Source organism: Falsiroseomonas ponticola, assembly GCF_016805305.1.
Taxonomy (GTDB): Bacteria; Pseudomonadota; Alphaproteobacteria; order Acetobacterales; family Acetobacteraceae; genus Falsiroseomonas; species Falsiroseomonas ponticola.
Map to the genome: position 1 here is coordinate 364748 of NZ_JAERQN010000001.1, position 24610 is coordinate 389357.

Annotated in this window: 23 protein-coding genes; 16 read left to right on the plus strand and 7 right to left on the minus strand. The window is 71.3% G+C overall.

All coding sequences use genetic code 11. The annotated features are described in order from the left end of the window. Positions 1-37 precede the first annotated feature (37 nt). The 4 genes from JJI54_RS01740 to JJI54_RS01755 form a co-directional block, all read right to left on the minus strand. Complete coding sequence (locus tag JJI54_RS01740; RefSeq protein WP_203070336.1) at positions 38-856, minus strand: cyclase family protein; 819 nt, start codon at positions 854-856, stop codon at positions 38-40. 242 nt (positions 857-1098) lie between these two features. Continuing rightward, positions 1099-2250, minus strand: a complete 1152-nt coding sequence (locus JJI54_RS01745; protein ID WP_203070338.1) for an MFS transporter — start codon at positions 2248-2250, stop codon at positions 1099-1101. 24 nt (positions 2251-2274) lie between these two features. Continuing rightward, positions 2275-3483: a 23S rRNA (adenine(2503)-C(2))-methyltransferase RlmN gene (rlmN, locus tag JJI54_RS01750; RefSeq protein ID WP_203070340.1), complete on the minus strand. Its 1209-nt coding sequence runs from the start codon at positions 3481-3483 to the stop codon at positions 2275-2277. Further along, positions 3453-3980, minus strand: coding sequence for an invasion associated locus B family protein (locus JJI54_RS01755; protein WP_203070341.1), 528 nt, complete (start codon positions 3978-3980; stop codon positions 3453-3455). The genes rlmN and JJI54_RS01755 overlap by 31 nt, the downstream gene beginning before the upstream one ends. An 82-nt stretch (positions 3981-4062) precedes the next feature. On the opposite strand from JJI54_RS01755, the gene JJI54_RS01760 reads away from it, so the two are divergent. Both JJI54_RS01760 and JJI54_RS32550 read left to right on the plus strand, forming a co-directional pair. After that, a complete protein-coding gene (locus tag JJI54_RS01760) occupies positions 4063-5304 on the plus strand; it encodes a class I SAM-dependent methyltransferase (protein ID WP_404817589.1) in 1242 nt (413 codons plus the stop codon). Between the two features lie 88 nt (positions 5305-5392). Further along, positions 5393-5956 carry a YdcF family protein gene (locus JJI54_RS32550; protein WP_318987427.1) on the plus strand — a complete coding sequence of 188 codons (564 nt, stop codon included), beginning with the start codon at positions 5393-5395 and terminating at the stop codon, positions 5954-5956. A gap of 291 nt (positions 5957-6247) precedes the next feature. On the opposite strand, the gene JJI54_RS01770 is transcribed toward JJI54_RS32550, so the two are convergent. Beyond that, positions 6248-7543, minus strand: coding sequence for an nSTAND1 domain-containing NTPase (locus JJI54_RS01770; RefSeq protein WP_203070347.1), 1296 nt, complete (start codon positions 7541-7543; stop codon positions 6248-6250). A gap of 243 nt (positions 7544-7786) precedes the next feature. On the opposite strand from JJI54_RS01770, the gene JJI54_RS01775 reads away from it, so the two are divergent. Then, the gene (locus JJI54_RS01775; RefSeq protein WP_203070349.1) at positions 7787-8404 is read left to right on the plus strand and encodes a transposase; all 618 of its coding nucleotides are present in this window, start codon (positions 7787-7789) and stop codon (positions 8402-8404) included. Positions 8405-8485: 81 nt separating this feature from the next. Here the strand turns inward: JJI54_RS01775 and JJI54_RS01780 are convergent, their stop codons facing one another. Then, complete coding sequence (locus JJI54_RS01780) at positions 8486-8809, minus strand: TIGR02300 family protein (protein ID WP_203070351.1); 324 nt, start codon at positions 8807-8809, stop codon at positions 8486-8488. A gap of 126 nt (positions 8810-8935) precedes the next feature. Between JJI54_RS01780 and aroA the strand changes: the two genes are divergently transcribed. The 9 genes from aroA (at position 8936) to JJI54_RS01825 (ending at position 18412) form a co-directional block, all read left to right on the plus strand. Beyond that, on the plus strand, positions 8936-10312 hold the full coding sequence (gene aroA, locus JJI54_RS01785; protein ID WP_203070354.1) for a 3-phosphoshikimate 1-carboxyvinyltransferase: 1377 nt from the start codon (positions 8936-8938) through the stop codon (positions 10310-10312). Next, on the plus strand, positions 10309-10965 hold the full coding sequence (gene cmk / locus JJI54_RS01790; protein WP_203070356.1) for a (d)CMP kinase: 657 nt from the start codon (positions 10309-10311) through the stop codon (positions 10963-10965). Before aroA ends, cmk begins: the two co-directional genes overlap by 4 nt. Before the next feature lie 318 nt (positions 10966-11283). After that, a complete protein-coding gene (gene rpsA, locus JJI54_RS01795; protein ID WP_203070358.1) occupies positions 11284-12999 on the plus strand; it encodes a 30S ribosomal protein S1 in 1716 nt (571 codons plus the stop codon). 7 nt (positions 13000-13006) lie between these two features. Next, positions 13007-13618: a YdcF family protein gene (locus JJI54_RS01800; protein WP_203070360.1), complete on the plus strand. Its 612-nt coding sequence runs from the start codon at positions 13007-13009 to the stop codon at positions 13616-13618. A gap of 5 nt (positions 13619-13623) precedes the next feature. Next, positions 13624-14541: a signal peptide peptidase SppA gene (gene sppA / locus JJI54_RS01805; protein ID WP_203070362.1), complete on the plus strand. Its 918-nt coding sequence runs from the start codon at positions 13624-13626 to the stop codon at positions 14539-14541. Positions 14542-14572: 31 nt separating this feature from the next. Then, a complete protein-coding gene (ihfB, locus tag JJI54_RS01810) occupies positions 14573-14908 on the plus strand; it encodes an integration host factor subunit beta (RefSeq protein ID WP_203070364.1) in 336 nt (111 codons plus the stop codon). Between the two features lie 192 nt (positions 14909-15100). Continuing rightward, positions 15101-16813: a hypothetical protein gene (locus JJI54_RS01815; protein WP_203070366.1), complete on the plus strand. Its 1713-nt coding sequence runs from the start codon at positions 15101-15103 to the stop codon at positions 16811-16813. A gap of 1 nt (position 16814) precedes the next feature. Next, positions 16815-17429 (plus strand): hypothetical protein, encoded by a 615-nt coding sequence (locus tag JJI54_RS01820; protein WP_203070368.1) that lies wholly within the window; start codon positions 16815-16817, stop codon positions 17427-17429. After that, positions 17429-18412 carry a peptidoglycan-binding protein gene (locus JJI54_RS01825; protein WP_203070370.1) on the plus strand — a complete coding sequence of 328 codons (984 nt, stop codon included), beginning with the start codon at positions 17429-17431 and terminating at the stop codon, positions 18410-18412. Before JJI54_RS01820 ends, JJI54_RS01825 begins: the two co-directional genes overlap by 1 nt. Here the strand turns inward: JJI54_RS01825 and JJI54_RS01830 are convergent, their stop codons facing one another. After that, positions 18413-19303, minus strand: a complete 891-nt coding sequence (locus JJI54_RS01830; protein WP_203070372.1) for a LysR substrate-binding domain-containing protein — start codon at positions 19301-19303, stop codon at positions 18413-18415. Positions 19304-19474: 171 nt separating this feature from the next. Here JJI54_RS01830 and katG point away from each other — a divergent pair, with 171 nt between their 5' ends. From katG to JJI54_RS01850, 4 genes are all read left to right on the plus strand, one after another. Next, positions 19475-21697, plus strand: a complete 2223-nt coding sequence (gene katG / locus JJI54_RS01835; protein ID WP_203070374.1) for a catalase/peroxidase HPI — start codon at positions 19475-19477, stop codon at positions 21695-21697. Between the two features lie 97 nt (positions 21698-21794). Further along, positions 21795-22214, plus strand: coding sequence for a hypothetical protein (locus tag JJI54_RS01840; RefSeq protein ID WP_203070376.1), 420 nt, complete (start codon positions 21795-21797; stop codon positions 22212-22214). 174 nt (positions 22215-22388) lie between these two features. Further along, positions 22389-23315 (plus strand): acetyl-CoA carboxylase, carboxyltransferase subunit beta, encoded by a 927-nt coding sequence (gene accD / locus JJI54_RS01845; protein ID WP_203072285.1) that lies wholly within the window; start codon positions 22389-22391, stop codon positions 23313-23315. After that, complete coding sequence (locus tag JJI54_RS01850) at positions 23312-24610, plus strand: bifunctional folylpolyglutamate synthase/dihydrofolate synthase (RefSeq protein WP_318987428.1); 1299 nt, start codon at positions 23312-23314, stop codon at positions 24608-24610. The genes accD and JJI54_RS01850 overlap by 4 nt, the downstream gene beginning before the upstream one ends.

Here is a 24610-nt window from a genome sequence, read left to right on the forward strand (position 1 = left end):
CGCAGTATGTCCAGCGGGTTGTGGAATTAGCAAGACTTCACACCAACGCCACCACCCGCCCCGGCCCCCCGGTCCCCCCCGCGATCTTCGGCGCCCCCGCCACCAGCGTCGCGCCCGCCACCGGCAGCTCCCGAAGCCCCGCCACGCACTCCACCCCCCAGCGCCCCGCGCCGAGCCACCCCGTATGGAACGCGAAGGTCGAGGACCCTCCATGGTCCAGTGACAGCGTATCCACCGCCACCCCCGCCACGCCGCGTTCCAGCAGCAGCGGCACCAAATCCGGCCGGAAGCCCGGAAACCGCATCGCGCCCCCCGCGCCCGCGTTGCGGAACATCGGCCCCGCCACATGCGCGTCCCAGCCGGATCGCAGCGCCAGGCACGCCCCCGCCGGCAGGCGGCCCACTGAAGCCTCCAAGGCCGAAAGATCCTCCGGCGTCGCCTGGTAGTCCGGGTCGGCGGCGGCCTTCGCCGTCACGTCCAGCACGAACAGCGGGCACACCAGCGACGCCACCGGCAGCGCATCCACCGTCGCCCCCGCGGCGCTGAAATGGATCGGCGCGTCGAAATGCGTGCCGACATGCTCCGTGTAGGTCAGCTTGTTGACGTTGTAGCCGTCCCGCGCGAAGGCCATCACCTGCTCGATCTCGATCGCCGGCGTGCCGCCGAAGGTCGGGAAGGCCGGGTGCAGCGTGTGCGTCAGGTCCACGACGCGGGTGACGGGCGCGCTCCGCACCGCCTGCGCCCCCGCTTGGTTGGCGGAAAGGCCCAGCGTCGCCATCCCCGCCGCCACCGCCGCCATCACGCCCCGCCGGCCGAGCCGCCGGGACACGCCCTCCATCACGCAGGCATCGCACATCGCGCCAACCCTCCTGGTCTGTGGCCGCTTGAGAACACTGGCGGCTGAGGGTTCGCGAGGGATTTTTCGTCCCTGGCAGGGCCGCGGCACTGCCGCGGCGGACGCGGCCGATGCTGGTTGCATCGGCAAGTCCGGTGATGAACCAGGGGCGGAAAAGCCCAGCGAAACCGACCCGCCAGTGTTCTCAGGCGGCCACTGTGGCCCTGAGCCTGCCAAAGACCAGCGCCGCAGCGCCAGCACGATCAGCGCAGCACCGCCCCCCGCAGCCAGAGCGTCAGCGCCACCAGCCCCGCCGAGGCCACCAGCAGGCTCACGGAAAAACCGGCCCAGACGATCAGCGTCCCGAAGATCACCGATCCGATCGATTGGCCCAGGAACAGCGACATCGCGAAGGCGGCGACGGCGGTGCCGCGCGCTTCCGGCAGCGCCTCCGTCGCGCGCGCCTGCAGCGATCCGTGCAGCATGAAGAACAGCAGCCCGACGCAGGCCTGCGCCACCGCCACCGCCTGCCACCAGGGCGACAGCGCGAAGACCAGCAGCGCCGCCGCGACGCCGAGCCCCCCCACCATCACCATCCCCCGCTCGCCGAGCCACCCCAGCAGCCGCCCCGCCGATTGCGTATAGGCCAGCGAACCAAGCCCGAAGCTCGCCACCACCAGCCCCGCCTCCGCGGCGCTCATCCCGAAGCGCTCGATGAGCAGCGAGGCGAGGAACGGAAACGCGCCGCCGAACATCAGCAGCCCATCGAGCCCCGTCCCGATCAGCAGCCGCCGCCCCGCCGGCTTGCGCAGCATCCGGAGGAAACCCGCCAGCCCCGCCCCGCGCCCGCCCTCCGCCGGCGCCCGCCACAGCGGCGCCCCGAGCCTCACGATGAAGAAACCCGTGATCAGCACGGCGACGATCCCAAGCCCGAGGAACGCCCACCGCCACCCCGCATATTCGCCGACGATGCCCGAAAGCGGCCCCGCCAGCAGCTGCGACAGCACCATCCCGTTGAGGAATTTCCCGAGTACCGCCTGGCGCTGCCCGTAGGGCACGCTGTCCCCGATATGCGCCATGAACAGCGGCACGACGGCCGCGGCGGCCAGCCCCATCAGCACCCGGAAGACCAGCAGCGTGGAAAGCCCCTCCGCCAGCCCCGCCCCGATCAGCATCCCCGCATAGAGCGCGAGAGAGATGGCGACGACGCGGATCTTCCCGAACCGGTCCCCCATCGGCCCGATCGCGAACTGCCCGACCCCATAGGCCAGCGCGAAGCCCCCGATCAGCGGCGCGACACCGCCGAGGCCCACGCCGAAATCCCGCGCCATCATCGGCAGCAGCGGCTCGATCATCCGCATCCCGCAGCCCACCGTGAAGGCCGCGGTCGCCATCAGCCAGACGGGAGGGTTCATCCCCCTACCCGCGCGGCACGCAGATCACGCCGCGTCGGCCTTGGCCGAGGCCTTGCGCGCCCGCTCGCTCGCCGTCTTCAGCTGCCCGCAGGCCGCCAGGATGTCCCGCCCGCGCGGCCGCCGCACCGGGCTGGAATACCCCCCCTCCTCCATGATCGCCGCGAAGGCGCGCACCGCCTCCGGCGTCGAGGTCTTGTACGGCGACCCCGGCCAGGGATTGAACGGAATGAGGTTCACCTTCGCCGGCAGCCCCTTCAGCAGCCGCACGAATTCCCGCGCCTCCGCCGGGCTGTCATTCACCCCCCGCAGCATCACGTATTCGAAGGTGATGCGCCGCGCATTCGACGCCCCCGGATACCGCCGGCACGCCGCCATCAGCTCCTCGATCGGATATTTGCGGTTCAGCGGCACGATCTCGTTCCGCAGCTCATTCGTCACCGCGTGCAGGGACACCGCCAGGTTCACGTTCAGCTCCGCCCCGCAGCGGTCCATCATCGGCACCACGCCGCTCGTGCTCAGCGTGATCCGCCGGCGCGACAGCGCGATCCCCTCATGGTCCATCACGATCCGCAGCGCCTTGGCGGTGTTCTCGTAATTGTAGAGCGGCTCCCCCATCCCCATCACGACGATGTTCGACAGGTGCCGCGCCGTCCCGTCCTTCGGGCTGGGCCATTCGCCATAGCTGTCCCGCGCCGCCATGAACTGCCCCACGATCTCGGCAGCCCCCAGGTTCCGCACCAGCTTCTGCGTCCCCGTATGGCAGAAGGTGCAGGACAGCGTGCACCCCACCTGCGTCGAGATGCAGACCGCCCCCCGATCCTCATCCGGCGAGGGGATATAGACCGTCTCCACCTCCTGCCCGTCCCGCCACCGGAACAGCCATTTCCGCGTCCCGTCCTGGCTGGTCTGCTCCGTCGCCACAGCCGGCCGCCCCACCACGAACCGCTCGGCGAGCTTCGCCTGCATCGGCTTCGCGATCGACGGCATCCGCGCGAAATCCGTCACACCCTGGTGGTAGATCCAGTGCCACAGCTGCTTCGCCCGGAACGGCTTTTCTCCAATGGCGACCATCTCCGCCGCCAATTCTTCCCGGGACAAGCCGACCAGGTCCCGCCGCCCATCCGCCAGCGTCGCCGGCGGCGGGGAGAACAGCGCCGCCTTCGCCAGGATCCGGTCCCGCTCCGCGCTGGTCAGGTCAGCGCTCACCGCCTTGCCGCCGGATTGGCCGGGCATTCCCGGTTGATCGCCTCATACGCCGCCGAGAACCCCGCCAGCGGGAAGGTATCCGTCACCGTCGGCCGCCCCGGCGGCCCCGGGCTCCGCACCACCGCATCCCGCCCGCCCCGGAACGCGCTCACCAGGCTCTGCCCGTTCTGGAAGAAGGCGCTGGACTGCACGACGCCGTAGCTGCGGAACTCCGTCGTCCCCACGCTCAGCACCGCCTCCCCCTGCCGCGGATAGGGATACCCCACCGAGATCGCGACCTGGTCCCGCCCCCCCGGCCGGTGCGTGATCGTCAGCGTCACCGTCTGCCGGTTCGCCGGCGCATTCTCGCTCCGCGCCGCCCGCGCGAAGGCGTAGCACACCTTCTGCCCGTTCTCCTGATGCGTCGCCGCGATCCAGGATTGATGGGTGCCGAGGCGCTGGGGCTGGGCCGGCGCGGCCCGCTGCTGCGCGACGGCAGCCAGCGGCACGGCCAGTGCGGCAAGGGTCAGGGCTGTGCGGAGCATGGCTGCCTAGATACGTCCGCCCCCGCCCCCCGGCAACCGCGCATCCCCCGCTTCTTCCGCGCCCGCGCCAACCCCCTTATGCATGCACGCCATGCCCCCCCGCGACACCGCCGACGCCCAGCTCGCCGCCCAGTACGAGGCCTTCCCCTACCCCGCCCGCGACCCGCGGGAGGAGGCGAAGCGCCTCATCATCGGCAGCCCGTCACACCTGCGCGAGATCGACCACTGGGTCTTCGGCGCCCGCCGCCCCGCCGCCCAGCCCCTCAACGCCCTCATGGCCGGCGGCGGCTCCGGCGACGGCACCATCATGCTCGCCCAGCAACTGGCGAGCGCGAACCGCCCCGGCCGCGTCACCTGGCTCGACCGCTCCGCCCAGGCGAAGCGCGTCGCGCAGGCCCGCGCCGCCGCCCGCGGCCTGGCCAACATCACCTTCGAGGAAGGCTCCCTGCTGGACCTCCCCCGCTCCGGCCTCGGCCCCTTCGACTACATCGATTGCTGCGGCGTCCTGCACCACCTGCCCGACCCCGACGAAGGCCTGGCGGCGCTGGCCTCCGTCCTCGCCCCCGGCGGCGGCATGGGCATCATGGTCTATGCCCCCCACGGCCGCACCGGCGTCTACATGCTGCAGGAGGCGCTGCGCCTCCTCGCCCCCGCCGACGAACCCCCCGCCGCCCGGGTCGAGACCGGCAGGCGCGTCTGGAAGCAGCTGCCCGAGACCGCCTGGCTCCGCCGGAACCCCTGGATCGATGACCACCTCAAGGGCGGCGACGCCGGCTTCTACGACCTGCTGCTGAACCCCCGGGACCGCGCCTACACCATCCCCCAGCTCGCGGCGCTGGTCGCCGGCGCCGGGCTGCGCATCGCCTGCCTGGTGGAGCCCCTGCGCTACAACCCCGACACCTGGCTGACCGACCCCAAGCTCCGCGCCCGCACCGCGACCCTCGACCCCATCGCCCGCGCCGCCCTGGCGGAGGCGCTCTGCGGCAACATGGGCATCCACATCGCCTACCTGACGCGCGACGAAGCCCCGAAGCCCGACTGGACCAGCGACGCCGCCATCCCCCTGCTGCGCGAACTCGACGGCCCCGCCATGGCCCGCGCGCTCCGCCCGGACGGCCTGCTGCCCGTCACCTTCGACAGCCTCCGCGTCCAGATCCCCCTCCCCCGCCTGGCCGCCGCCCTCCTCTCCCGCATCGACGGCCGCACCCCCTGGTCCGAGATTTGCTCAACTATCCCCGCCCCAAGTGACCAGATCGCCCGCGACCGCCATGGCCTGGTCGCCGCCCTCGAACCCCTCAACCGCCTTCTGCTGGCGGCGCCGTAGAGAACACGACCAGCCCCCGCCATCGGAGGCTCCCTCCCCCGCGCTTGAGGGGGGTCGCGGCACTGCCGCGACGCCGAAGGCTGGCGGGGTGGGGGTACTCCCGGCCGTCTCAACTCAAGGAACACCCCGCCCCATAACGACACACCCCCCCGCCATCATCATCCTCGGCGCCGCCGTCCGCCCCGACGGCACCCCGAGCCGCGCGCTGCGCGAACGGGTCCAGGCCGCCCGCGCCTGGGGCGAACGCCAATCCCCGCCCGCCCACTACCTCCCGACCGGCGGCATCGGCCGCCACGGCCCCGCCGAATCCGAGGTCATGGCCCGCCTGCTGCGGGACGCCGGCATCCCCGACACCCGCATCACCCAGGACCCCACCGCCACCGACACTTTTTCCAGTGTCCTCGCCTGCCTGAAGCTGTTGAAGGCGATGAACCATGCGGGCGAAATCCGCATCGCCACCCACCGCTACCACCTGCCCCGATCCCTCACCCTCTTCCGCCTCGCCGGCGTGAAGGCCCGCCCCGTCCCCCCACCCGCCGGCCCCGCCGCGACCGGGAAACAACGCCGCTGGTTCTGGCGCCTGCGAGAGGTGCCCGCCCTGCCGTACGACGCGGCGTTGGTGTTGTGGGAACGGGTGAGGCGGCGGCTGTAGGGCAGCCGATCCCCCAGCCCCACCCCGCGCAACGCAACTCCCTCTCCCCCCTCCATGGGGGAGAGGGTCGGGGTGACGGGGGCGTCGCAGAACGAAGCACAACAGCAGCCAAACGCCCCTTGAGAGGGCTTCGCCCCCTCAAACTCCCCCAGCAAGGGGCAGCGGCCCCTTGCAACCCAATTCAAAACATGAGGCGGTCACCGCAACGTTGTCGTCAAAACTTGCATACCGACCTGCAGGATCAACATATCAAGCTTAGACCATTCCCACAAATATCCGCTCTCGATTTATTCAGCTGTCGCGCGCAAGCCCTCTCATGGAGGGACGCGCCTTGACATAGGCACAAAACAGCGAATCCTTAAAGCGATAATAACGCTCCCTCACCCGCTCTATTTCGGCGCCAAATTCTTCAGTTACAAGCTGCCCAACATACTGACTTGAATTATCGACTCCTTTTTCTAAAGCTTCCTTGTACGCATTCGTCGTCCATATTTCACCCCGATCGTCTTGGTTCGCTGCCAAGGCCTTAAGCACAATTTCTCTCTGGCGAGATGAAGCAACAGCTTTTCGGTAACGCCCCTCCAAAACCGGATCTGACCCATTTTCAGCAATTGATTGGAGAACCAAATCAATATCTTGGGACTCAATAATATGCTTGTTGTTTCTGTAGGCGTCCCGAAATGCGAATTTGCCTACGAGATGGACCAGATACGGATGACCCTGCGCCAATTCCACAAGTCGAGTTTGCGCAGCGTCGGAGAACTTGATGTAATTATGAATTTTCTCTTCGGCGAGCTTAATAATTTCCGATAGCTCGTTCCCTGACATCGGATCCAACGCGATAATCGTTCCCGCAAAAAGCCTATCTGCGGATTCGTGCTCTCTCATAAGTTCTTGGATATCGGCGGCAACCCCAATAATACAAAACTTCACATTTTCCGTATTTGTGGCCATAGCTTTCAGGAAGGGGCCTATTCCCGCCGGATCCTTAATTTGATCGAACTCGTCAATTACTATTAGTACACCGTCACGCGTTAGTCGTTGCTCAACCAAATTTCTCACAACATTTTCGAATATTCCCTCGATGACTTGGGGCACCACAACGAGTTCGCGTGTTTCATCAATGGTTTGAGACGTGCCGACCTCTGCTCCAACGCCAAATATCTTTGCACTGAGCTTTGGCGATAGTGCATTTATGAGCCGGCGATTTTTTGGAACATCGTACAACCAAGGACCAAGACAGTTATCAGATGTCAGCAGCCGCGCCAGCAACGCGTCTCGGTCGTCTACGCCTGTACCGCAAGCAAAATACATCACGTTGAAGTCGTGTACGTGATCCAGGCCGATAGCCAGTTTCTGAATAAGGCCATTATCGCCACGGCCGAAATTTTGGATTTGGCGCGCGAGCGATGTTTTGCCAATGCCTCGATTTCCGACTATCGCCAAATTCGCTCCCGACGCAAGCAGGGCGAGGAACGCTTCCGTGACCGGCTTCGCTCGCCCTGCAAATCGCTCAATATCGCTTATTTCTTTTGCTGGCTGAAATGCATTTTCGATTTCGTGGAGAGTAGGGGTTGTACTTGACATTCCGTTCTACCCTCTTGAGAAATAGCCAAGATTGCCCGAAAAAAACTTAAATTCAGCCGATGATTTTCCGAGCGGCTACTAGCCTCGGGGTACAGTCAGTCTGACGGTACGGGCGATATGGTTACGACAGATCGTATAATGGGCGCAACGGTCTGCCCGGCACGCAGACGTGCTGCTTTTCGTTGATTATCAGACTATTTTCCTATACGCTCCCTCGCTCCCTCCCCCCGCGAGGCCCTGCCCATGCCCCCGCTCCCCTCCCCCCTCCACCGCACCACCCCCCACCCCTTCCGCCCCCTCACCGACGCCGAATGGGCCGCCCTCGCCCCCCTCATCGCCCGCGCCGACCCCCGCGGCAGGCCAGCGCGGAACACCCGCCGCACCATGGATGCCATCTTCTGGGTCGCCTGTTCCGCCGGCCCCTGGCGCGCCCTCCCGCCGGAATATGGCCCCGCCAATTCCGCCCATCGCCTGCTGGCCCGCCTGGCGCATAGCGGCGCGCTGGATCGGCTGCTGGTCGCCGCCTCCCGCCACCCCATGGCCTTCGCATCCGCCAGAAGCCTGGAATGGCGGATCGTCCGCGCCTGGCGCCGCGCCGCGCGCATCCTGCCCGTCACCAGCATGGCGCTGGTCCGTCGCCTCGGCATGCTCTCCGCCATGCCGGCGCCCCCCTGGTGCCTCCCCTATCCGGAGCTGGAGCCAGGCCTCATGGAGCTTGTTAGGAAGATCTTCCGGACGCGCCGCGTGCCCACCCAGCCGGAGATCACGCTCCTCGCCCGCCTCCACCGCCTCATCGCCGGAAGGCCGGGGCTGTTCAGAACGACAGAACCCCCGGGCCTCGCGGCGCCGGGGGTTCGGTAGATGCTGAAGCCGGGGAATTTGTCCAAAAGGGCCGCGTTTCCGGCCCTCAAGGTCCTAAAACCCCTAAAATCCGGGGAAGCCTTACGGCTCCTCCTCGCGGTCGGTCTCGACCTCGATCTCCTCGCCCAGCGCCTCGGCGTCGTCCTCCAGCTCGTCCGCGTCCTCGATCGCCTCCGCGTCGTCGTCCGCCTCGACCTCGACCCCCTCCTCGGCATCGACCTCCGCCGCCACGGCCCGCTTCTTCAGCCGCTCATCCGCCGCCGCCGCCGCGCGCTTCAGCCGCGGCTGTTCCGCCGGCTGCTCCGTGCCGCATTTCGGGCAGATCGCCGGCGCCCGGGTCAGGTCGTAGAACTTCGTGCCGCAGGCGACGCAGACGCGCTTCAATCCGAGTTCAGGCTTCGCCATGGGGAACATCAGCCTCGTGTCAGGCCCGGGCATACCCCCTTCATCAGGGCGCGGCCGGGGCGGAGGGGTGGTAGGGCGGGGTGCGCGCGATTGCCACTTCACGCCCTGCATGTCAAACGCCGCGTCATGCAGGAACCCGCGCCCCACCACCACCAGGCCGCCCGGCCGCTCAAGGCGGCGGCGCCTTCCAGCCCGCTCCGGGGCACCATCACCGTGCCCGGCGACAAATCCATCAGCCACCGCGCCCTGATGTTCGGCGCGCTGGCCATCGGCACCACCGACATCACCGGCCTGCTGGAGGGTGAGGACGTGCTCCGCACCGCCGCCGCCATGCGCGCGCTCGGCGCCACGGTGGACAATCTGGGCCAGGGCCATTGGCGCGTCGCCGGCCGCGGCATCGGCGGCCTGGTGGAGCCCGCCGATGTGCTGGACATGGGCAATAGCGGCACCGCCGCCCGCCTGCTCTGCGGCCTGCTCGCCGGCCACCCCATCTTCGCGGTGATGACGGGCGATGCCTCGCTGCGGAAGCGCCCCATGAAGAGGGTGACGGACCCCCTCTCCGCCACCGGCGCCCGCTTCGCGACGCGCGCCGGCGGCCGCCTGCCGCTGGCGGTGGAGGGCGCGGCCGATCCCCTGCCCCTCGACTACGCCGTGCCCGTCCCCTCCGCCCAGGTGAAGTCCGCCTGCCTCCTCGCCGGCCTCTGCGCCCGCGGCGTGACCCGCGTGACGGAGGTCGAGGCCACGCGCGACCACACGGAAAACATGCTCCGCCACTTCGGCGCCGTGGTCGATGTGCAGGAAGAAGGCCATGGCCGCATCATCGAACTCCGCGGCCAGCCGGAACTCGTCGCCGCCCCGGTCGTGGTGCCCGGTGATCCCTCCTCCGCCGCCTTCCCCGCCATCGCCGCCCTGCTGGTCCCGGGGTCGGAGGTCACGATCCGGGGCGTCGGCATGAACCCGCTCCGCGCCGGCATCTTCCTCACGCTGCGGGAGATGGGCGCCGACATCACGGAGGCGAACCGCCGGGTGGAGGGGGGCGAGCCCGTGGCCGACCTCGTCATCCGCGCCTCCGCGCTCCGCGCCGTCGATGTGCCGGCCAGCCGCGCCCCCTCGATGATCGATGAATACCCCGTCCTCTCCGTCGCCGCCGCCATCGCCTCCGGCACCACCCGCATGCGCGGGCTGAAGGAGCTGCGGGTGAAGGAAAGCGATCGCCTGGCCGCCACCGCCGCCATGCTGGTCGCCAATGGCGCGCGGGTGGAGATCGAGGGCGATGACCTCATCGTCCACGGCACCGGCGGCCCGGTCGAGGGCGGCGGCCTGGTGGAGACCCACATGGACCACCGCATCGCCATGTCCGCCCTCGTCATGGGCCTGGCGTCGAGGCGCCCCGTCACCGCCGACGACGCCGCCTTCATCGAGACGTCCTTCCCCGGTTTCGCCAGCCTTATCAATGGCCTGGCCGGCAACGGCGCCCCCGGCGGCCCGCTCTCCGCGCCATGACCGCGCGGCCCCTCGTCATCGCCCCCCTTGTTGTTGCCGTGGATGGGCCCGCCGCCGCCGGCAAGGGCACGCTGGCGCGGCGGCTGGCGGCGGAGCTGGGGCTGCCCTACCTCGATACCGGCCTGCTCTACCGCGCCACCGGCCGCCGCGTGCTGGACCGGGGGCTCGACCCGCGTGACGCCGTGGCGGCGGAGGCCGAGGCCCGCGCCATGACGGCCGAGGACCTCTCCCGCACCGATCTCCGCGGCCCCGCCGCCGACATGGCCGCCAGCGCCGTCGCCGCCATCCCCGCGGTGCGCGCCGCGCTGCTCGACTGGCAGCGCCAGTTCGGCCGCCGCCATGGCGCGGTGATGGATGGGCGGGACATCGGCACCGTCGTCTTCCCCGACGCCCCCATCAAGCTCTTCGTCACGGCAGGGGCGGAGGAGCGTGCCCGCCGCCGCTGGGCCGAACTCCACGCCCGCGGCGTGGCGGCGGATCTCGACCAGGTGGCGGCCGAGTTGCGGGCGCGGGACGCGCAGGATGCCGGCCGCAGCGTGGCGCCCATGAAGCCGGCCGAGGATGCGGCGGTGCTGGACACCACCGCGCTGGATGCCGAGGCCGCCTTCGCCGCCGCCCTGCTGCTGGTCCGCGCCCGGATGGCCGCGGCCTGATGCGGCGCTGCACAAGGGATTCACCCTTGACTCTCGTAAGCCCCGGGGCGTAGGCGAGGGTCGAACCGCGCTGCCCCTCCGGGGACCCCGCGGTGCCCATGCCATCGCGGAAGGGGAGCCAGGGGGGCGCGCTCAGCGTCCCGCTGTTCACCGCATTGGCCGGGGCCGGCATCGGCGGACCGTTATCCCGTCATCAGACTGTGGGCCGCGCGGATCCAGGGGACCGATGCCGGCCAGGTCGTGCCCGTGGCGGCTCGCCGCGGGGGCGCATACCCCATGCCCCGCCCCGCGGGGCATCGACCGGGAAACATCTGCTACATGGCAACCGCCAACACCCTCGCCACCGATGCCGGCGAGGACTTCGCCGCCCTCCTCGACGCGACGCTGGGCGAGAACTCTTCCTTCCACGGCTCCGTCATCACCGGGAAGGTCATCCGCGTCGACGATGACTTCGCCGTGGTCGATGTCGGCCTGAAGTCGGAAGGCCGCGTCCCCCTCAAGGAGTTCGCGCCCCAGGGTGCGAAGCCCGAGGTCAAGGTCGGCGACGTCATCGAGCTCTTCGTCGAGCGCTACGAGGACCGCGACGGCTCCATCATCCTGTCGCGTGAGAAGGCGCGGCGCGAGGAAGCCTGGACGAACCTCGAGAAGTCCTTCACCGCCCAGCAGCGCGTGAACGGCGTGATCTTCGGCCGCGTGAAGGGTGGCTTCACCGTCGACCTCGGCGGCGCCGTGGCCTTCCTGCCCGGCTCCCAGGTCGACATCCGCCCCGTCCGCGACGTGACCCCCCTGATGGGCAGCCCGCAGCCGTTTCAGATCCTCAAGATGGACCGCGCCCGCGGCAACATCGTCGTCAGCCGCCGCGCGGTGCTGGAGGAGACGCGCGCCGAGCAGCGCAGCGAGCTCATCCAGGGCCTCAAGGAAGGCATGGTGCTCGACGGCGTGGTCAAGAACATCACCGACTACGGTGCGTTCGTGGACCTCGGCGGCGTGGACGGCCTGCTGCACGTCACGGACATCGCCTGGCGCCGCATCAACCACCCGAGCGAGGCCCTCACCATCGGCCAGCAGGTCAAGGTGCAGGTCATCCGCTTCAACCCGGAGACGCAGCGCATCAGCCTCGGCATGAAGCAGCTGATGGCCGATCCCTGGGATGGCGTGGCGATCAAGTACCCGGTCAACGGCAAGTTCTCCGGCCGCGTCACGAACATCACGGACTACGGCGCCTTCGTGGAGCTGGAGCCGGGTGTCGAGGGCCTCGTGCACGTCAGCGAGATGTCCTGGACCAAGAAGAACGTGCACCCCGGCAAGATCGTCGCCACCTCGCAGGAGGTGGACGTCATGATCCTGGACGTGGACGGCCCGAAGCGCCGCATCTCGCTCGGCCTGAAGCAGGCCCAGGGCAACCCGTGGGAGCTGTTCGCCGAGGCCAACCCGCCCGGCACGGTGATCGAGGGCGAGATCCGCAACATCACCGAGTTCGGCCTCTTCGTCGGCCTCGGCCCGGACCTGGACGGCATGGTGCACATGTCCGACCTGAGCTGGGACGTCCCCGGCGAGCAGGCGATGACCGCCTACCGCAAGGGCGACAACGTCAAGGCCAAGGTCCTCGACGTGGATGTGGAGAAGGAGCGCATCTCGCTCGGCGTCAAGCAGCTCCAGGCCGACCCGGCCGCCGAGGTGCTGGACCGCATCCGCAAGGGCGACGTCGTCACCTGCATCGTCACCAAGATCGAGCCGAACGGCATCGAGGTGAAGGTCGATGAGGTGCTGACGGGCTTCATCCGCCGCGCCGAACTGGCCCGCGACCGTGGCGACCAGCGCCCCGACCGTTTCGCCGTGGGCGAGAAGGTCGATGCGAAGATCACCGCCGTCGACCGCGCCGGCCGCCGCCTGGCCCTGACCATCAAGGGCAAGGAAGTGGAGGAGGAGCGCGAGGCGATGAAGGAGTTCGGCTCCACCGACAGCGGTGCCTCGCTGGGCGACATCCTGGGCGCGGCCATCCGCCGCCGCAACCAGAGCGCCTCCGACGAGTAAGGCGTGCGTGCACGAGGCGGGCGAAGTCGCCCGCCTCGGCGATCCGGGCGAGGTCGCCCGGATCGAGCGTGACCACTGCCTGGACCATCCGGCAGAAGCGGCCGACCTGGCCATCGTCTTCGGCAACCGCATCGCGGTGGCCGGGATGGCCCAGGCGGCCGCTTCGCTGTTTCTCGAGCGCCACGTCCCGCGCCTGCTGGTGACGGGGGGCGCCACCCCCGGTGGCCCGGCCACGGAGGCCGGCGTGATCGCCGACGCCATCGTCGCGCTCGGCGTGCCGCGGGACGCGCTGATCCTGGAACACCAGGCCACCCACACCGGGGAGAACGTGACCCTCTCCCTCCCCCTGCTCGCCGCAGCCGGGCTGCTCGCCGCGCGGCGCGTCTTCTGCATCGGCCTCTTCTGCACCGGCCGCCGCTACGCCATGACCTTGCACCGCCACTGGCCGGCGCCCGCGAAGCGCTGCCGCGCGGTGGAGTACGGCCCCGTCCGCCGCGGCGCCTGGCACCTCGACCCGCGGGCGCGCGCGCGCGTGCTGGGGGAGGTCGCGAAAGTCCCGCGCTATCTGGCCGCGGGCCACATTGCGGAGTGGCCGCCGCCGCCGCCTGCGCCTATCTGAGGGCCATGCCCCTCGATGCCGATCTCCTCCTCGACCGCCGTCGCCTGAAGCGGCGCCTCTCCCTCTGGCGCGCGCTCGCGGTGGTCGCCATCGCGGCCGTGGCCGTCGCCGCCACCTGGCAGCCGGATCTGCGCGCGGCCATCACCGGCTCCACCGGCCCGCACCTCGCCCGCCTCACCCTGCAGGGCTTCATCGGCGATGACCGCAAGCTGCTGGAGGGGCTGGACCGCGCGCGGCGCGACGCCTCCGTCCGCGGCGTCATCGTCGCGATCGACAGCCCCGGCGGCAGCGTGGCGGGGGGCGAGGGCCTCTACCGCGCCCTCACCCGCATCGCCGCCGACAAGCCCGTGGTCGCCGTCATGGGCGGTACCGCGGCCTCCGCCGGCTACATGGTGGCCCTCCCCGCCGCCCGGATCTTCGCGCGGGAGGCGACGGTCACCGGCTCGATCGGCGTCATCCTGCAGAACTTCGAGGCGACGGAGCTGATGGCGCGCCTCGGCGTGCGGGCGGAGACCGTCGCCTCCGGCGTCTTCAAGGACCAGCCGAGCCCCTTCCGCCCGCTGACGGAGGAAGGCCGCGCCGAACTCAACCGCGTGGTGCTCGACCTCTACGAGCAGTTCGTCGGCATGGTCGTGGCTGGAAGGCGGCTGGAGCCGATGCATGTCCGCGCGCTCGCCGATGGCCGCATCTTCACCGGCCGCCAGGCCCTCAGCCTCGGCCTGATCGACGCCATCGGCGGCGAGCCCGAGGCGCGGGAATGGCTGGCGGCGGAGCGGGAGATCCCGGCCAACCTCCCCGTCCGGGAGATCGAGACGCGGTCCTTCACGGAAAGGACCTTCGGGGCGGTTGTCGGGGCCTTCACGAAAGGCCTTGTGAATGAATGGCTTGGCGTTGACCGCGTGCGCGCGCTTTGGCAGCCTTGAGCGCAACGAGGGAGAAGGCTGCAGGGTTGCCATGACCCGGTCCGAACTGATCACCCAGCTGGCCGCGGCCAACCCGCATCTGCGCCAGCCCGATGTCGAGCTGATCGTCACCACGATCTTCGACGAGATCATCACCGCGCTCGCGCGCGGCGATCGCGTGGAACTGCGCGGCTTCGGCGCCTTCTCCACCAAGCGCCGGGACCCCCGCACCGGCCGCAACCCCCGCACCGGCACCGCCGTGGCGGTGGACGGCAAGGCCGTGCCCTACTTCAAGCCGGGGAAGGAGCTGCGGGAGCGCGTGAATGGCGGCCCGCTGCAGGAACCCCCGCGCAAGACCCGCGCCGCCCCCGCCACCGCCAAGGCCTGACCGCGCAGCCCCGCGCCGCAACGAATCGCCTGGATTTTGTTCTTGAAATGTTCGCGGAATTAGGATTAGTTTCCCGGCACACCGCCGGGAGATTCCGGAATGTTGTTTTTTCCGTCCGATCCGCGAGGATTCGATTGTTTCGGTTGCACGCCCCCCTCTAGCCTCCCCTCCCGCGTGTGGGGAGGAACCTCCATGGGGATTGGCAGCTCGGGCTCCGTCCGGATCCTGGGATGGGTCGCAGCGGCCGCGATGGCGCTGCCCCCGGTCGCCCTGGCGCAGGCGCCGCCATCCCCGGCCGATACCCCGGCCCCGGCCACCACGGGGGGCGCGGCGCTCGGCGTCGTCTTCGTCCTCGTCCTCTTCCTCATCGGCGCCTGGGTCATGCTGCGCCGCCTGGCGGAGGAGATGCAGGCCAAGGCCGCCGCCGCGCCGGAAGCCGACCAGCCGCGGCTCGCCACCCGGCTGATGGAGCTGCCGCTCGGCGTGCCGGAGGGGTCGATCCGCGCCCTGCTGTCGATCTTCATCATCGTGCTGGGCTTCCTCCTCCTCGCCCTGCAGGGCCCGCTCGGCCTCGGGTCGGGGGAGGCGCTGACGGGCTTCATCGGCGCCGTCATCTCCTTCTACTTCGCGGCGCGGACCGGGGAGCAGGCGCGCCAGGTGGCGGAAACCGCCGCCGATGCGGCGCGCCAGGCCGCGGGGGCGGCGGACCGCGCGACCACGGCCGCGACGGATGCCGGCACCGCCGCCAACACGGCCGCCACGGCCTCCACCACCCTTGCCAACAGCGTGCAGGCCGGCGCCGTCGCGCCCGCCGCCACGCCGGAACAGCAGGGCATCCAGTCCCGGCTGCGGGAGGCGCAGGGCCAGTTGCAGTCGCTGCGCGGGCTGATCTCGGTGGTCGGCACGCTCGGCGTCGGCACCGGGGCGCTGGCGGGGGCGGACCGGGCGCTGGCCCGGGTGGACGGGCTGCTCGACCGCATCGCGCCGGTGGTGGGCGGCCAGGCGGATCTCGGCAGCATCGGCCGGCTGGCGGAGGAGGCCAGCACGGCGATCCGGGAACTCGGCGACCTCGGCCCGGTCGGCACCGCCGTGGCGGATGCGATGGCGACGGTCGGGCGCGTGGCCTCGGACAGCCTGCCCATCGCGGGGCTGCTCGGCCGGCTGGTCGGCAGCGGCGGCATCGCGGGCGCCGGCGCGCTCGCGGGGCCCGCCGGGCTGGTCGCCGCGGTGGTGGTGGGCGGCATCGGGCTGGTGCGGGACCGCGAGAAGTTCGACCGCTGGAAGGCCGCCATGCTGGACACGCCGCTCGACCTCGGCCTGCTGCCGCCGGTGGTGGATGCCAGCCTGGCCGCCGCGGCGCTGCTGCGGTCCCCGCCGCTGGCGGCGCTGACGCGGCAGGGCGCGGTGGAGCCGGCGCTGGCGCTGTCGGTCTGGGAAGCGGTGCAGGGCACGCCGCCGGAGCCCGCCGCCAGCCTGGCTGTGCGCATCCTGCAGGGGGTGGTGGCGGGCCCCGGCGCCCAGGCGCTGCGCGACAATTTCGCCGGCCACCCCGACGCGCTGGCCGATGCCATCGAGGATTTCCGCGCCGCCATGACGGGTGCCGCGGCGCTGGCCGGGCTCGACCTGCCGCAGGTGACGGTGGCGGGCGCCAGCATCCCGACCGCTTCCCTGGCCACGGCGGTGCGCGCCGCGCGCCAGGACAGCCGCGTGGCCGCGGAGATCGAGCGCCTGGTCTACATGGTGCAGGCGCTGGGCAAGGCGGATCCCGCCATGCTCGCCACCGTCGCGGGCCAGCTCGGCGATGCCGGGTTCCTCGCCAGGGCGGCGCAGGAGGCGGCGGCCAAGGCGCAGGCGGCGCAGGCGGCCTCCACGCCCCTGTCGAGCCCCGAGGGAGGGAGCGGCTGAGATGCGCCTCGCCCTCATCCCCCTGCTGCTGCTGGTCGCGGCCTGCGGCACGGAACCGTCGCGGGAGGCGGTGGAGCTGGCCGGTGCCGTGCGGCGGGACCCGGCGGTGGCCCGCACCATGGCCGACCGGCCCTTCGACTGCACGGTGCGGGACCGCGCCTGCGCCACGCTCTGGCTGGCGCGCGGCGCCGCCTGCCAGGACCAGGGGCGCGCGGATTGCGCCATCGCCGCCTTCCGCCAGGCGGAGGCGCTGACACCCGCCGAGGCCCCGGCGGCGGAGCGGGCGGAACCCGCCTTCCGCCTGGCCGATGCGCTGGAACGCCGCCGCGACCGCGCCGTGGCGGAGGCCCGCCGGGCGGATAACGAGGCGATCCTGGCGGCGATCCCGGCGCTGCCCGCCGGGGCCGCCGCGCATTACCGGGCCGGCGTCGGGCTCAACCGCGTGCTGGCGGGCGATGTGCCGCCGGCGGCGCGCTGCGCCGCGCTCGGCGTGGTGGCGGCCGATGTCGCCGCCGCCGCCTCCGCCCTCGGGCTGCCGCCGATCGACGACCGCATCGCCCAGCGCCGCGCCGCCCTTGCCACCGCCCGCGCGGCCCAGGACCCGAGGTGCCCCTGATGTCCCAGACCATCGATCCCGCCCCGGCCCCGGCGGCGGCCCCCTTGGCGGCCCCCTTGGCCCGCAGCTGGTGGTTCACCCAGCCCATGATGCGCGGGGACGACGTGTTCCGCGCGCAACGCCTGCTGAATGACCGGGCCGGCGCCGCCCTGAAGCCGGACGGGCTGTTCGGCGCCGCGACGCGGGATGCGCTGAAGGCCTTCCAGCGCCGCCGCGGCCTGGTGGAGGACGGCGTGCTCGGCCCCGCCACCTGGGCCGCGCTGAACGGGGAGGTCCGCGTCGCCTCCGCCCTGGCGACGGGGGTGCAGGCGGTGCTGGATGCGGCGACGCTGGCCGCGCTGCGCACCCCGCATACCCGCTTCCCCGGCGGCGTCCCCTGGCGCCTGGTGCCGGGGGGGATCGAGGTGGAGGGCGCGCTGGCCGCCCCCTCCGCCGCCGAGGCCGCGCTGGCGGCGCGGGTGCTGCACGACTACGGCGATGCCATCGCCACCGCCTCCCTGCGCTTCCCCGTGCCGGCGGAGCTGGTGGTGGCGACCATCTGCACGGAATCCGGCGGCCTGCCCGCCGCGCGGCGGCTGGAGCCGGGCTGCGACCCGGTCGATCCCTCGCTGACGCCGCGCCGCGTCTCCGTCGGGCTGACGCAGACCCTGCTCTCCACGGCGCGGGAGGTGCTGGGCGATGAGGGGGTGACGCTGGCGGCGCTGGAGAACCCCTCCGTCTCCATCCGCGCCGGCATGGCGATGATGTGGCGACAGGCGGCGCAGACGCGCTTCGACCCGCCCCTGGTGGCGGCCGCCTACAATGCGGGCTCGCTGCGCTTCGAAGGCTCGGCCGGCAATCGCTGGAAGCTCTGCCAGTACCCCATCGGCACGGGCAAGCATGTGGACCGCTTCTGCCGCTTCTTCGCCGGTGCCTGCGCGGCCATGGCCGCGCAGCCCGGGGCGCTGCCGCCGCCCGGGGTCAGCTTCGCCGGCCTGCCCTGATCAGGGCGCGGCGAAGTGGCGGAGCCGGCCGGCGATGATGCCGCCCACCGCCTCCACCGCCGCGCGGCGCGGGTAGCTGGCGCGGTGGACGATGCGGATGGTCCGCCCCGCCGGCGTCGCCAGCGGTCGCAGCACCAGCCCCGCATCCTGCGCGACGCCGGCCGCCAGGCCCGGGATCAGCGTGGTGCCGTAGCCCGCCGCCACCATGTTCAGCAGGGTGGAGAGGCTGGCCGCGCGCAGCGTGCCGCCCAGCGCACCGCCCTGGGTGCCGCAGGCCGCCAGCACCTGGTCGCGCAGGCAATGCCCGTCCGACAGCACGAGCATGTCCCCGGCCAGCTCCGCCTCCGCCACCGCCTCCCGCGCCGCCAGGCGGTGGTCGGGCGGCAGGGCGGCCAGGAAGGGTTCGGCGAACAGGGCCTGCCCGGCCAGGTCCGGCCCCTCGGCCTCCGTCGCCAGCAGGGCGGCGTCCAGGTCATGGGCGCGAAGCCGGTCGAGCAGCGCCGCGGTCTGGTCCTCCCACGGCTCGATCTCCAGCGCGGGCAGCGCCTCCCGCAGCGGGCCGAAGACCAGGGGCAGCAGGTAGGGGGCCAGCGTCGGGATGATGCCCAGCCGGAACCGCCCCGCCATCGGGTCCCGCAGGCTGCGCGCGACGTCGAGGATGGTATCGGCCTCCGCCACCGCGCTGCGGACATGGCCGATCAGCCGCTCGCAGGCCGCGGTCGGGACCACGGATTTGGGCCCGCGCTCGAAGAGGGTGACGCCCAGCAGCTCCTCCAGCTTGCGCAGCTGGACGGAGAGCGTGGGCTGGCTGATGCCGCAGGCCTCCGCCGCGCGGCCGAAATGGCCATGCTCGGCGACGGCGAGGAGGTAGCGGAGGTCACGCAGGTTCATGGGGAGGCGGCACGGCGATCCGGTCAGGTCGGCTTACATTATAGTCACGATCTATCGAACCGGTAGAACCAATTCGCTTCCGCCTATCCTCCACCTGCCGCTAGCCTGGGCGCAGGACCGGGTGCCCCCAGGGGCGCGCGGCGTGGCACGGCCAGCAACGGAGAGAGAAGAATGGACGGACATGGTGGGACGGGCGTGGGCAAGTGCCCGGTCATGCACGGCGCCGCGCATGGCGTGGCGAAGCATGCGACCTTCGGCGGCCGGTCGAACCGCGACTGGTGGCCGAACCAGCTGAACCTCAAGATCCTCCACCAGCACTCCAGCAAGGTCAGCCCGATGGGCCCGGCCTTCAACTACGCGGAGGAGTTCAAGAAGCTCGACATCGAGGCGCTGAAGCAGGACATCTTCGCGCTGATGAAGGTCTCCCAGCCCTGGTGGCCGGCCGATTACGGGCATTACGGCCCCTTCTTCATCCGCATGGCCTGGCACAGCGCGGGCACCTACCGCACCGGTGACGGCCGTGGCGGCGCCGGCAATGGCGCGCACCGCTTCGCGCCCGAGAACAGCTGGCCGGACAACGGCAACCTCGACAAGGCGCGGCGCCTGCTGTGGCCGGTCAAGCAGAAGTACGGCAACCGCATCTCCTGGGCCGACCTGTTCATCTTCGCGGGCAATTGCGCGATCGAGTCCATGGGCCTGAAGCCCTTCGGCTTCGCCGGCGGCCGCGCCGACATCTGGGAGCCGGAGGAGGACATCTACTGGGGCGCCGAGGACACCTGGCTGGGTGACAAGCGCTACTCCGGCGACCGGGAGCTCGCGAGCCCGCTGGCCGCGGTGCAGATGGGCCTGATCTACGTGAACCCGGAAGGCCCGAACGGCAACCCGGACCCGATCGCCTCCGGCCGCGACATCCGCGAGACCTTCGCGCGCATGGCGATGAACGACGAGGAGACGGTGGCGCTGGTGGCCGGCGGCCACACCTTCGGCAAGGCGCATGGCGCGGGCCCGGCCGAGCATGTGGGGCGGGAGCCCGAGGGCGCGCCGATCGAGGCGATGGGCCTCGGCTGGCTCAGCACCTGGAAGTCGGGCGTGGGCGGCGATGCCATCACCTCCGGCATCGAGGGCGCCTGGAAGCCCAACCCCACGACCTGGGACATGGGCTATTTCGACATGCTGCTGGGCCATGAGTGGGAGCTGCACAAGTCCCCGGCCGGCGCCCACCAGTGGCACCCGAAGGACCGCGCCGCCTGGACGCTGGTGGAGGACGCGCATGACCCGTCCAAGCGCCACCCGCCGATGATGACGACGGCCGACATGGCGATGAAGATGGACCCGATCTACGGGCCGATCTCCAAGCGCTTCCATGAGAACCCGGAGCAGTTCGCCGATGCCTTCGCGCGGGCCTGGTTCAAGCTGACGCATCGCGACATGGGGCCGAAGGTCCGCTACCTCGGCCCGCTCGTCCCCGCCGAGGACCTGATCTGGCAGGACCCGGTGCCGCCGGTGACGCATGCGCTGGTGGATGCCGGCGACATCGCGACGCTGAAGGCGCAGATCCTGGCCTCCGGCCTCTCCATCTCCCAGCTCGTCTCCACGGCCTGGGCCTCCGCCAGCACCTTCCGCGGGTCGGACAAGCGGGGCGGCGCCAATGGCGCGCGCATCCGCCTCGCGCCGCAGAAGGACTGGGCGGTGAACCAGCCGGCGGAGCTCAGCGTGGTGCTGGGCAAGCTGGAGGGCATCCAGAAGGCCTTCAACGCGGCGGCCGGCGGCGGCAAGCAGGTCTCGCTGGCCGACCTGATCGTGCTGGGCGGCGGCGCGGCGATCGAGGAAGCGGCGCGGCGCGCCGGCCTCGGCATCACGGTGCCCTTCGCGCCGGGCCGGACGGATGCGACGCAGGAGCAGACGGATGTCGAGAGCTTCGCGGTGCTGGAGCCGGAGGCGGATGGCTTCCGCAACTACCTGAAGACCCAGTTCGCCCTGCCGGCGGAGGAGCTTCTGGTGGACCGCGCGCAGCTCCTCGGCCTCACGGCGCCGGAGATGACGGTGCTGGTCGGCGGCCTGCGCGTGCTCGGCACCAATGTCGGGCCGAACAGCCACGGCGTCTTCACCCGGCGGGCGGGGACGCTGACGAACGACTTCTTCGTCAACCTGCTCGACATGGGCACGGCCTGGACGCCGACCTCGGAGGCCGCGCAGACCTTCGAGGGGCGTGACCGCGCCACCGGCCAGGTGAAGTGGACGGCGACGCGCGTCGATCTCGTCTTCGGCTCCAACTCCCAGCTGCGGGCGATCGCGGAGGTCTATGGCCAGGCCGATGGCCAGCAGCGCTTCGCGGAGGACTTCGTGGCCGCCTGGACGAAGGTGATGAACGCGGACCGCTTCGACCTGGCGTAAGCGGGGGGCGCAAGCCTTGACCAGGGGGGGCGGCAACCCGGCGGGGGATGCCGCCCCCCATCTTTCAAGCCGACAAGGCGATACCGGGGAGGAGGCGATGGCGCAGGCGGCGGAGGCCGTGGCGCGCGGGGAGCTGCGCCGCGCGGGATTGCCGGCGCAGGGCAAGCTGGCCCGGCTGCTGGTCGCGCTGCGCGCGGCGCCGGAGACGCATCTGACCAGGGGCGAGATCGACCGGCTGGCGGGGGCCGCGGGGCTCGGCCTGGCGCCGGCGGAGCTGGCCTCGCAGCTGGAGACGCTGGAGCGGCACGGCCTGCTGGCCCGCCTGCCCAGCACGGGCACGGAGCCGGTCTTCGACACCGTGCCCGCGCCGCATTCCCACCTGCTCTATGAGGAGACGGCGCAGGTCGTGGACCTCGACGTCTCGCCGGAGACGCTGATCGCCATCCTGCGCCAGGCGCTGGCCGAGCGGCCGGGGGAGGTCGATATCCTGGTGCGGTTCCGGCGGCCGGGCGGGTAGCAAAGCCGCAGGGGCTTGCACCGCGCCCCCATCCCGCCCTACCTCCCCCGCCAAGGACTGGCGGCGCGCCGACGGCGCGCCGAGCGCCCGACCGGGCGCCGCCGGCAGTCCGGCGAGCCAAGTGCGCCCCAGGGGACCTGGTTTGCGCGCCCGGCGCTTGAGGGCATGAACGAAGTGAACTGGATCAGCGACTGGGCCCTGCCCAAGGTGAAGGCGATCTTCGGGGGAACCCGGGAAGTGCCGGACAACCTCTGGCACAAATGCCCTTCCTGCGAGCAGATGATCTTCCACCGCGACCTCGAGCGGAACCTGCATGTCTGCACCCATTGCGGGCACCACATGCGGCTTTCCGCCAATGCGCGGGTGAAGGCGACACTGGATGAGGGCTGGTCCCGCATCGAGCTGCCGAAGGCGCCGGCGGACCCGCTGCGCTTCCGCGACCAGCGGCGCTACGGCGACCGGCTGAAGGAAGCCCAGCAGAAGAACGCGATGGATGACGCGGTGCTGGTCGCGCAGGGCAGCATCGAGGGCCGCAAGGCCGTGGTCGCCGCCTTCGAATTCGCCTTCATGGGCGGGTCGATGGGCGCCGGCGTGGGTGAGGCGCTGGTCACGGCCGCCAAGCTCGCCGTGCTGCAGGATGCGCCGCTGATCGTCTTCACCGCCTCCGGCGGCGCGCGCATGCAGGAAGGCACGGTCAGCCTGATGCAGATGCCGCGCACCGTGATCGCGACGCGCATGGTGAAGGAAGCGGGCCTGCCCTTCATCGTCGTGATGTGCGACCCGACGACCGGCGGCGTCACCGCCAGCTTCGCCATGCTGGGCGACATCCACATCGCGGAGCCCGGCGCGCTGATCGGCTTCGCCGGCGCGCGCGTCATCGAGCAGACGGTGCGGGAGAAGCTGCCGGAGGGCTTCCAGCGCGCCGAGTACCTGCTGCAGCACGGCATCCTCGACATGGTGGTGAAGCGGCACGACATGCGCGCCACCCTGGCTCGCGTCATCTCCCTGCTGCGGGAGCCGATGCCGCTGGTGGCGCCGGCGGCGGAACTGCCGGCCCTGCCCGCGCCCGATGCCCCGGCCGAGGTCGCCAAGCCGGCGTGAGCACCCTTCCCGCCTCCCGCAGCGAGGCCATCATCAACCGGCTGCACAGCCTTCACCCCGTGCTGATCGACCTCAGCCTGGGGCGCATGCGGGAGTGCCTCGCGAAGCTCGGCCATCCGGAGCGGCGGCTGCCGCCGGTGATCCATGTCGCCGGCACCAACGGCAAGGGCAGCACGAGCGCCTTCCTGCGCGCCATCGCGGAAGCGGCGGGGCTGCGCGTGCATGTCTATACCTCGCCCCACCTGGTGCGGTTCCATGAGCGCATCCGCCTGGCCGGCGCGCTGGTGAGCGAGGCGGCGCTGACCGAGGCGCTGGAGCATGTGGAGCGCGTGAATGCCGGCGCGCCGATCACGGTGTTCGAGGTCACGACGGCCGTCGCGCTCCATCTGTTCGCGAGTGTCCCGGCCGACCTGCTGGTGCTGGAAGTGGGCCTCGGCGGGCGCTTCGACGCGACCAACGTGATCGATCCCGTGGCGACCGCGATCACCAGCATCTCCATGGACCACATGGATTTCCTGGGCGACACGCTGGAGAAGATCGCCTTCGAGAAGGCGGGGATCATCAAGCCCGGCGTGCCCTGCGCGACGGGGGCGCAGGCGCCCGGCGCGGCCGCCGTGCTGCGCCAGGTCGCGGCCGACCAGGGCGCGGCCCTGCTGGCGCGGGGCGAGGCCTGGGAGGTGGCGCCCCAGCCGGACGGGCGGCTGCGCTGGCGGGATGCGGCGGGCGTGCTGGACCTGCCGCCGCCGGCCCTGGCCGGGCCGCACCAGGCGGACAATGCGGGCATCGCCATCGCGACGCTCCGCGCCTGGAACCCGGCCTGGCTGACGGAGGATGCGATCGCCCGCGGCCTCGCCAGCGCCAGCTGGCCGGCGCGGATGCAGCGGCTGGGCGGACACCTGGCCGCGCTGCTGCCGGCGGGCTGGGAGTTGTGGCTGGATGGCGGGCACAATGCGGGCGCCGGCGTGGTGCTGGGCCAGCATCTCCGCAGCGCCTTCGCCGACCGCCCCTGCCACCTGCTGGTCGGCATGAAGGGGTCGAAGCAGGCGGCGGAGTTCCTGGCGCCGCTGATCCCCGTCGCGACCTCCATCCAGGCGATCGCGGAGCCCGGCCAGCACCTGGCGATGCCGGTCGAGGCCATCATCGCCGCCAGCGGCGGCGCGGCCACGGCGGGCGGCACGGCGGCGCAGGCGCTGGCCGCCATCCCGAAGGACGGCCCGCCCGCCCGCGTGCTGATCTGCGGCAGCCTCTATCTGGCGGGCGAGATCCTGAAGCTGGACGGTTCCCTGCCCGCCTGA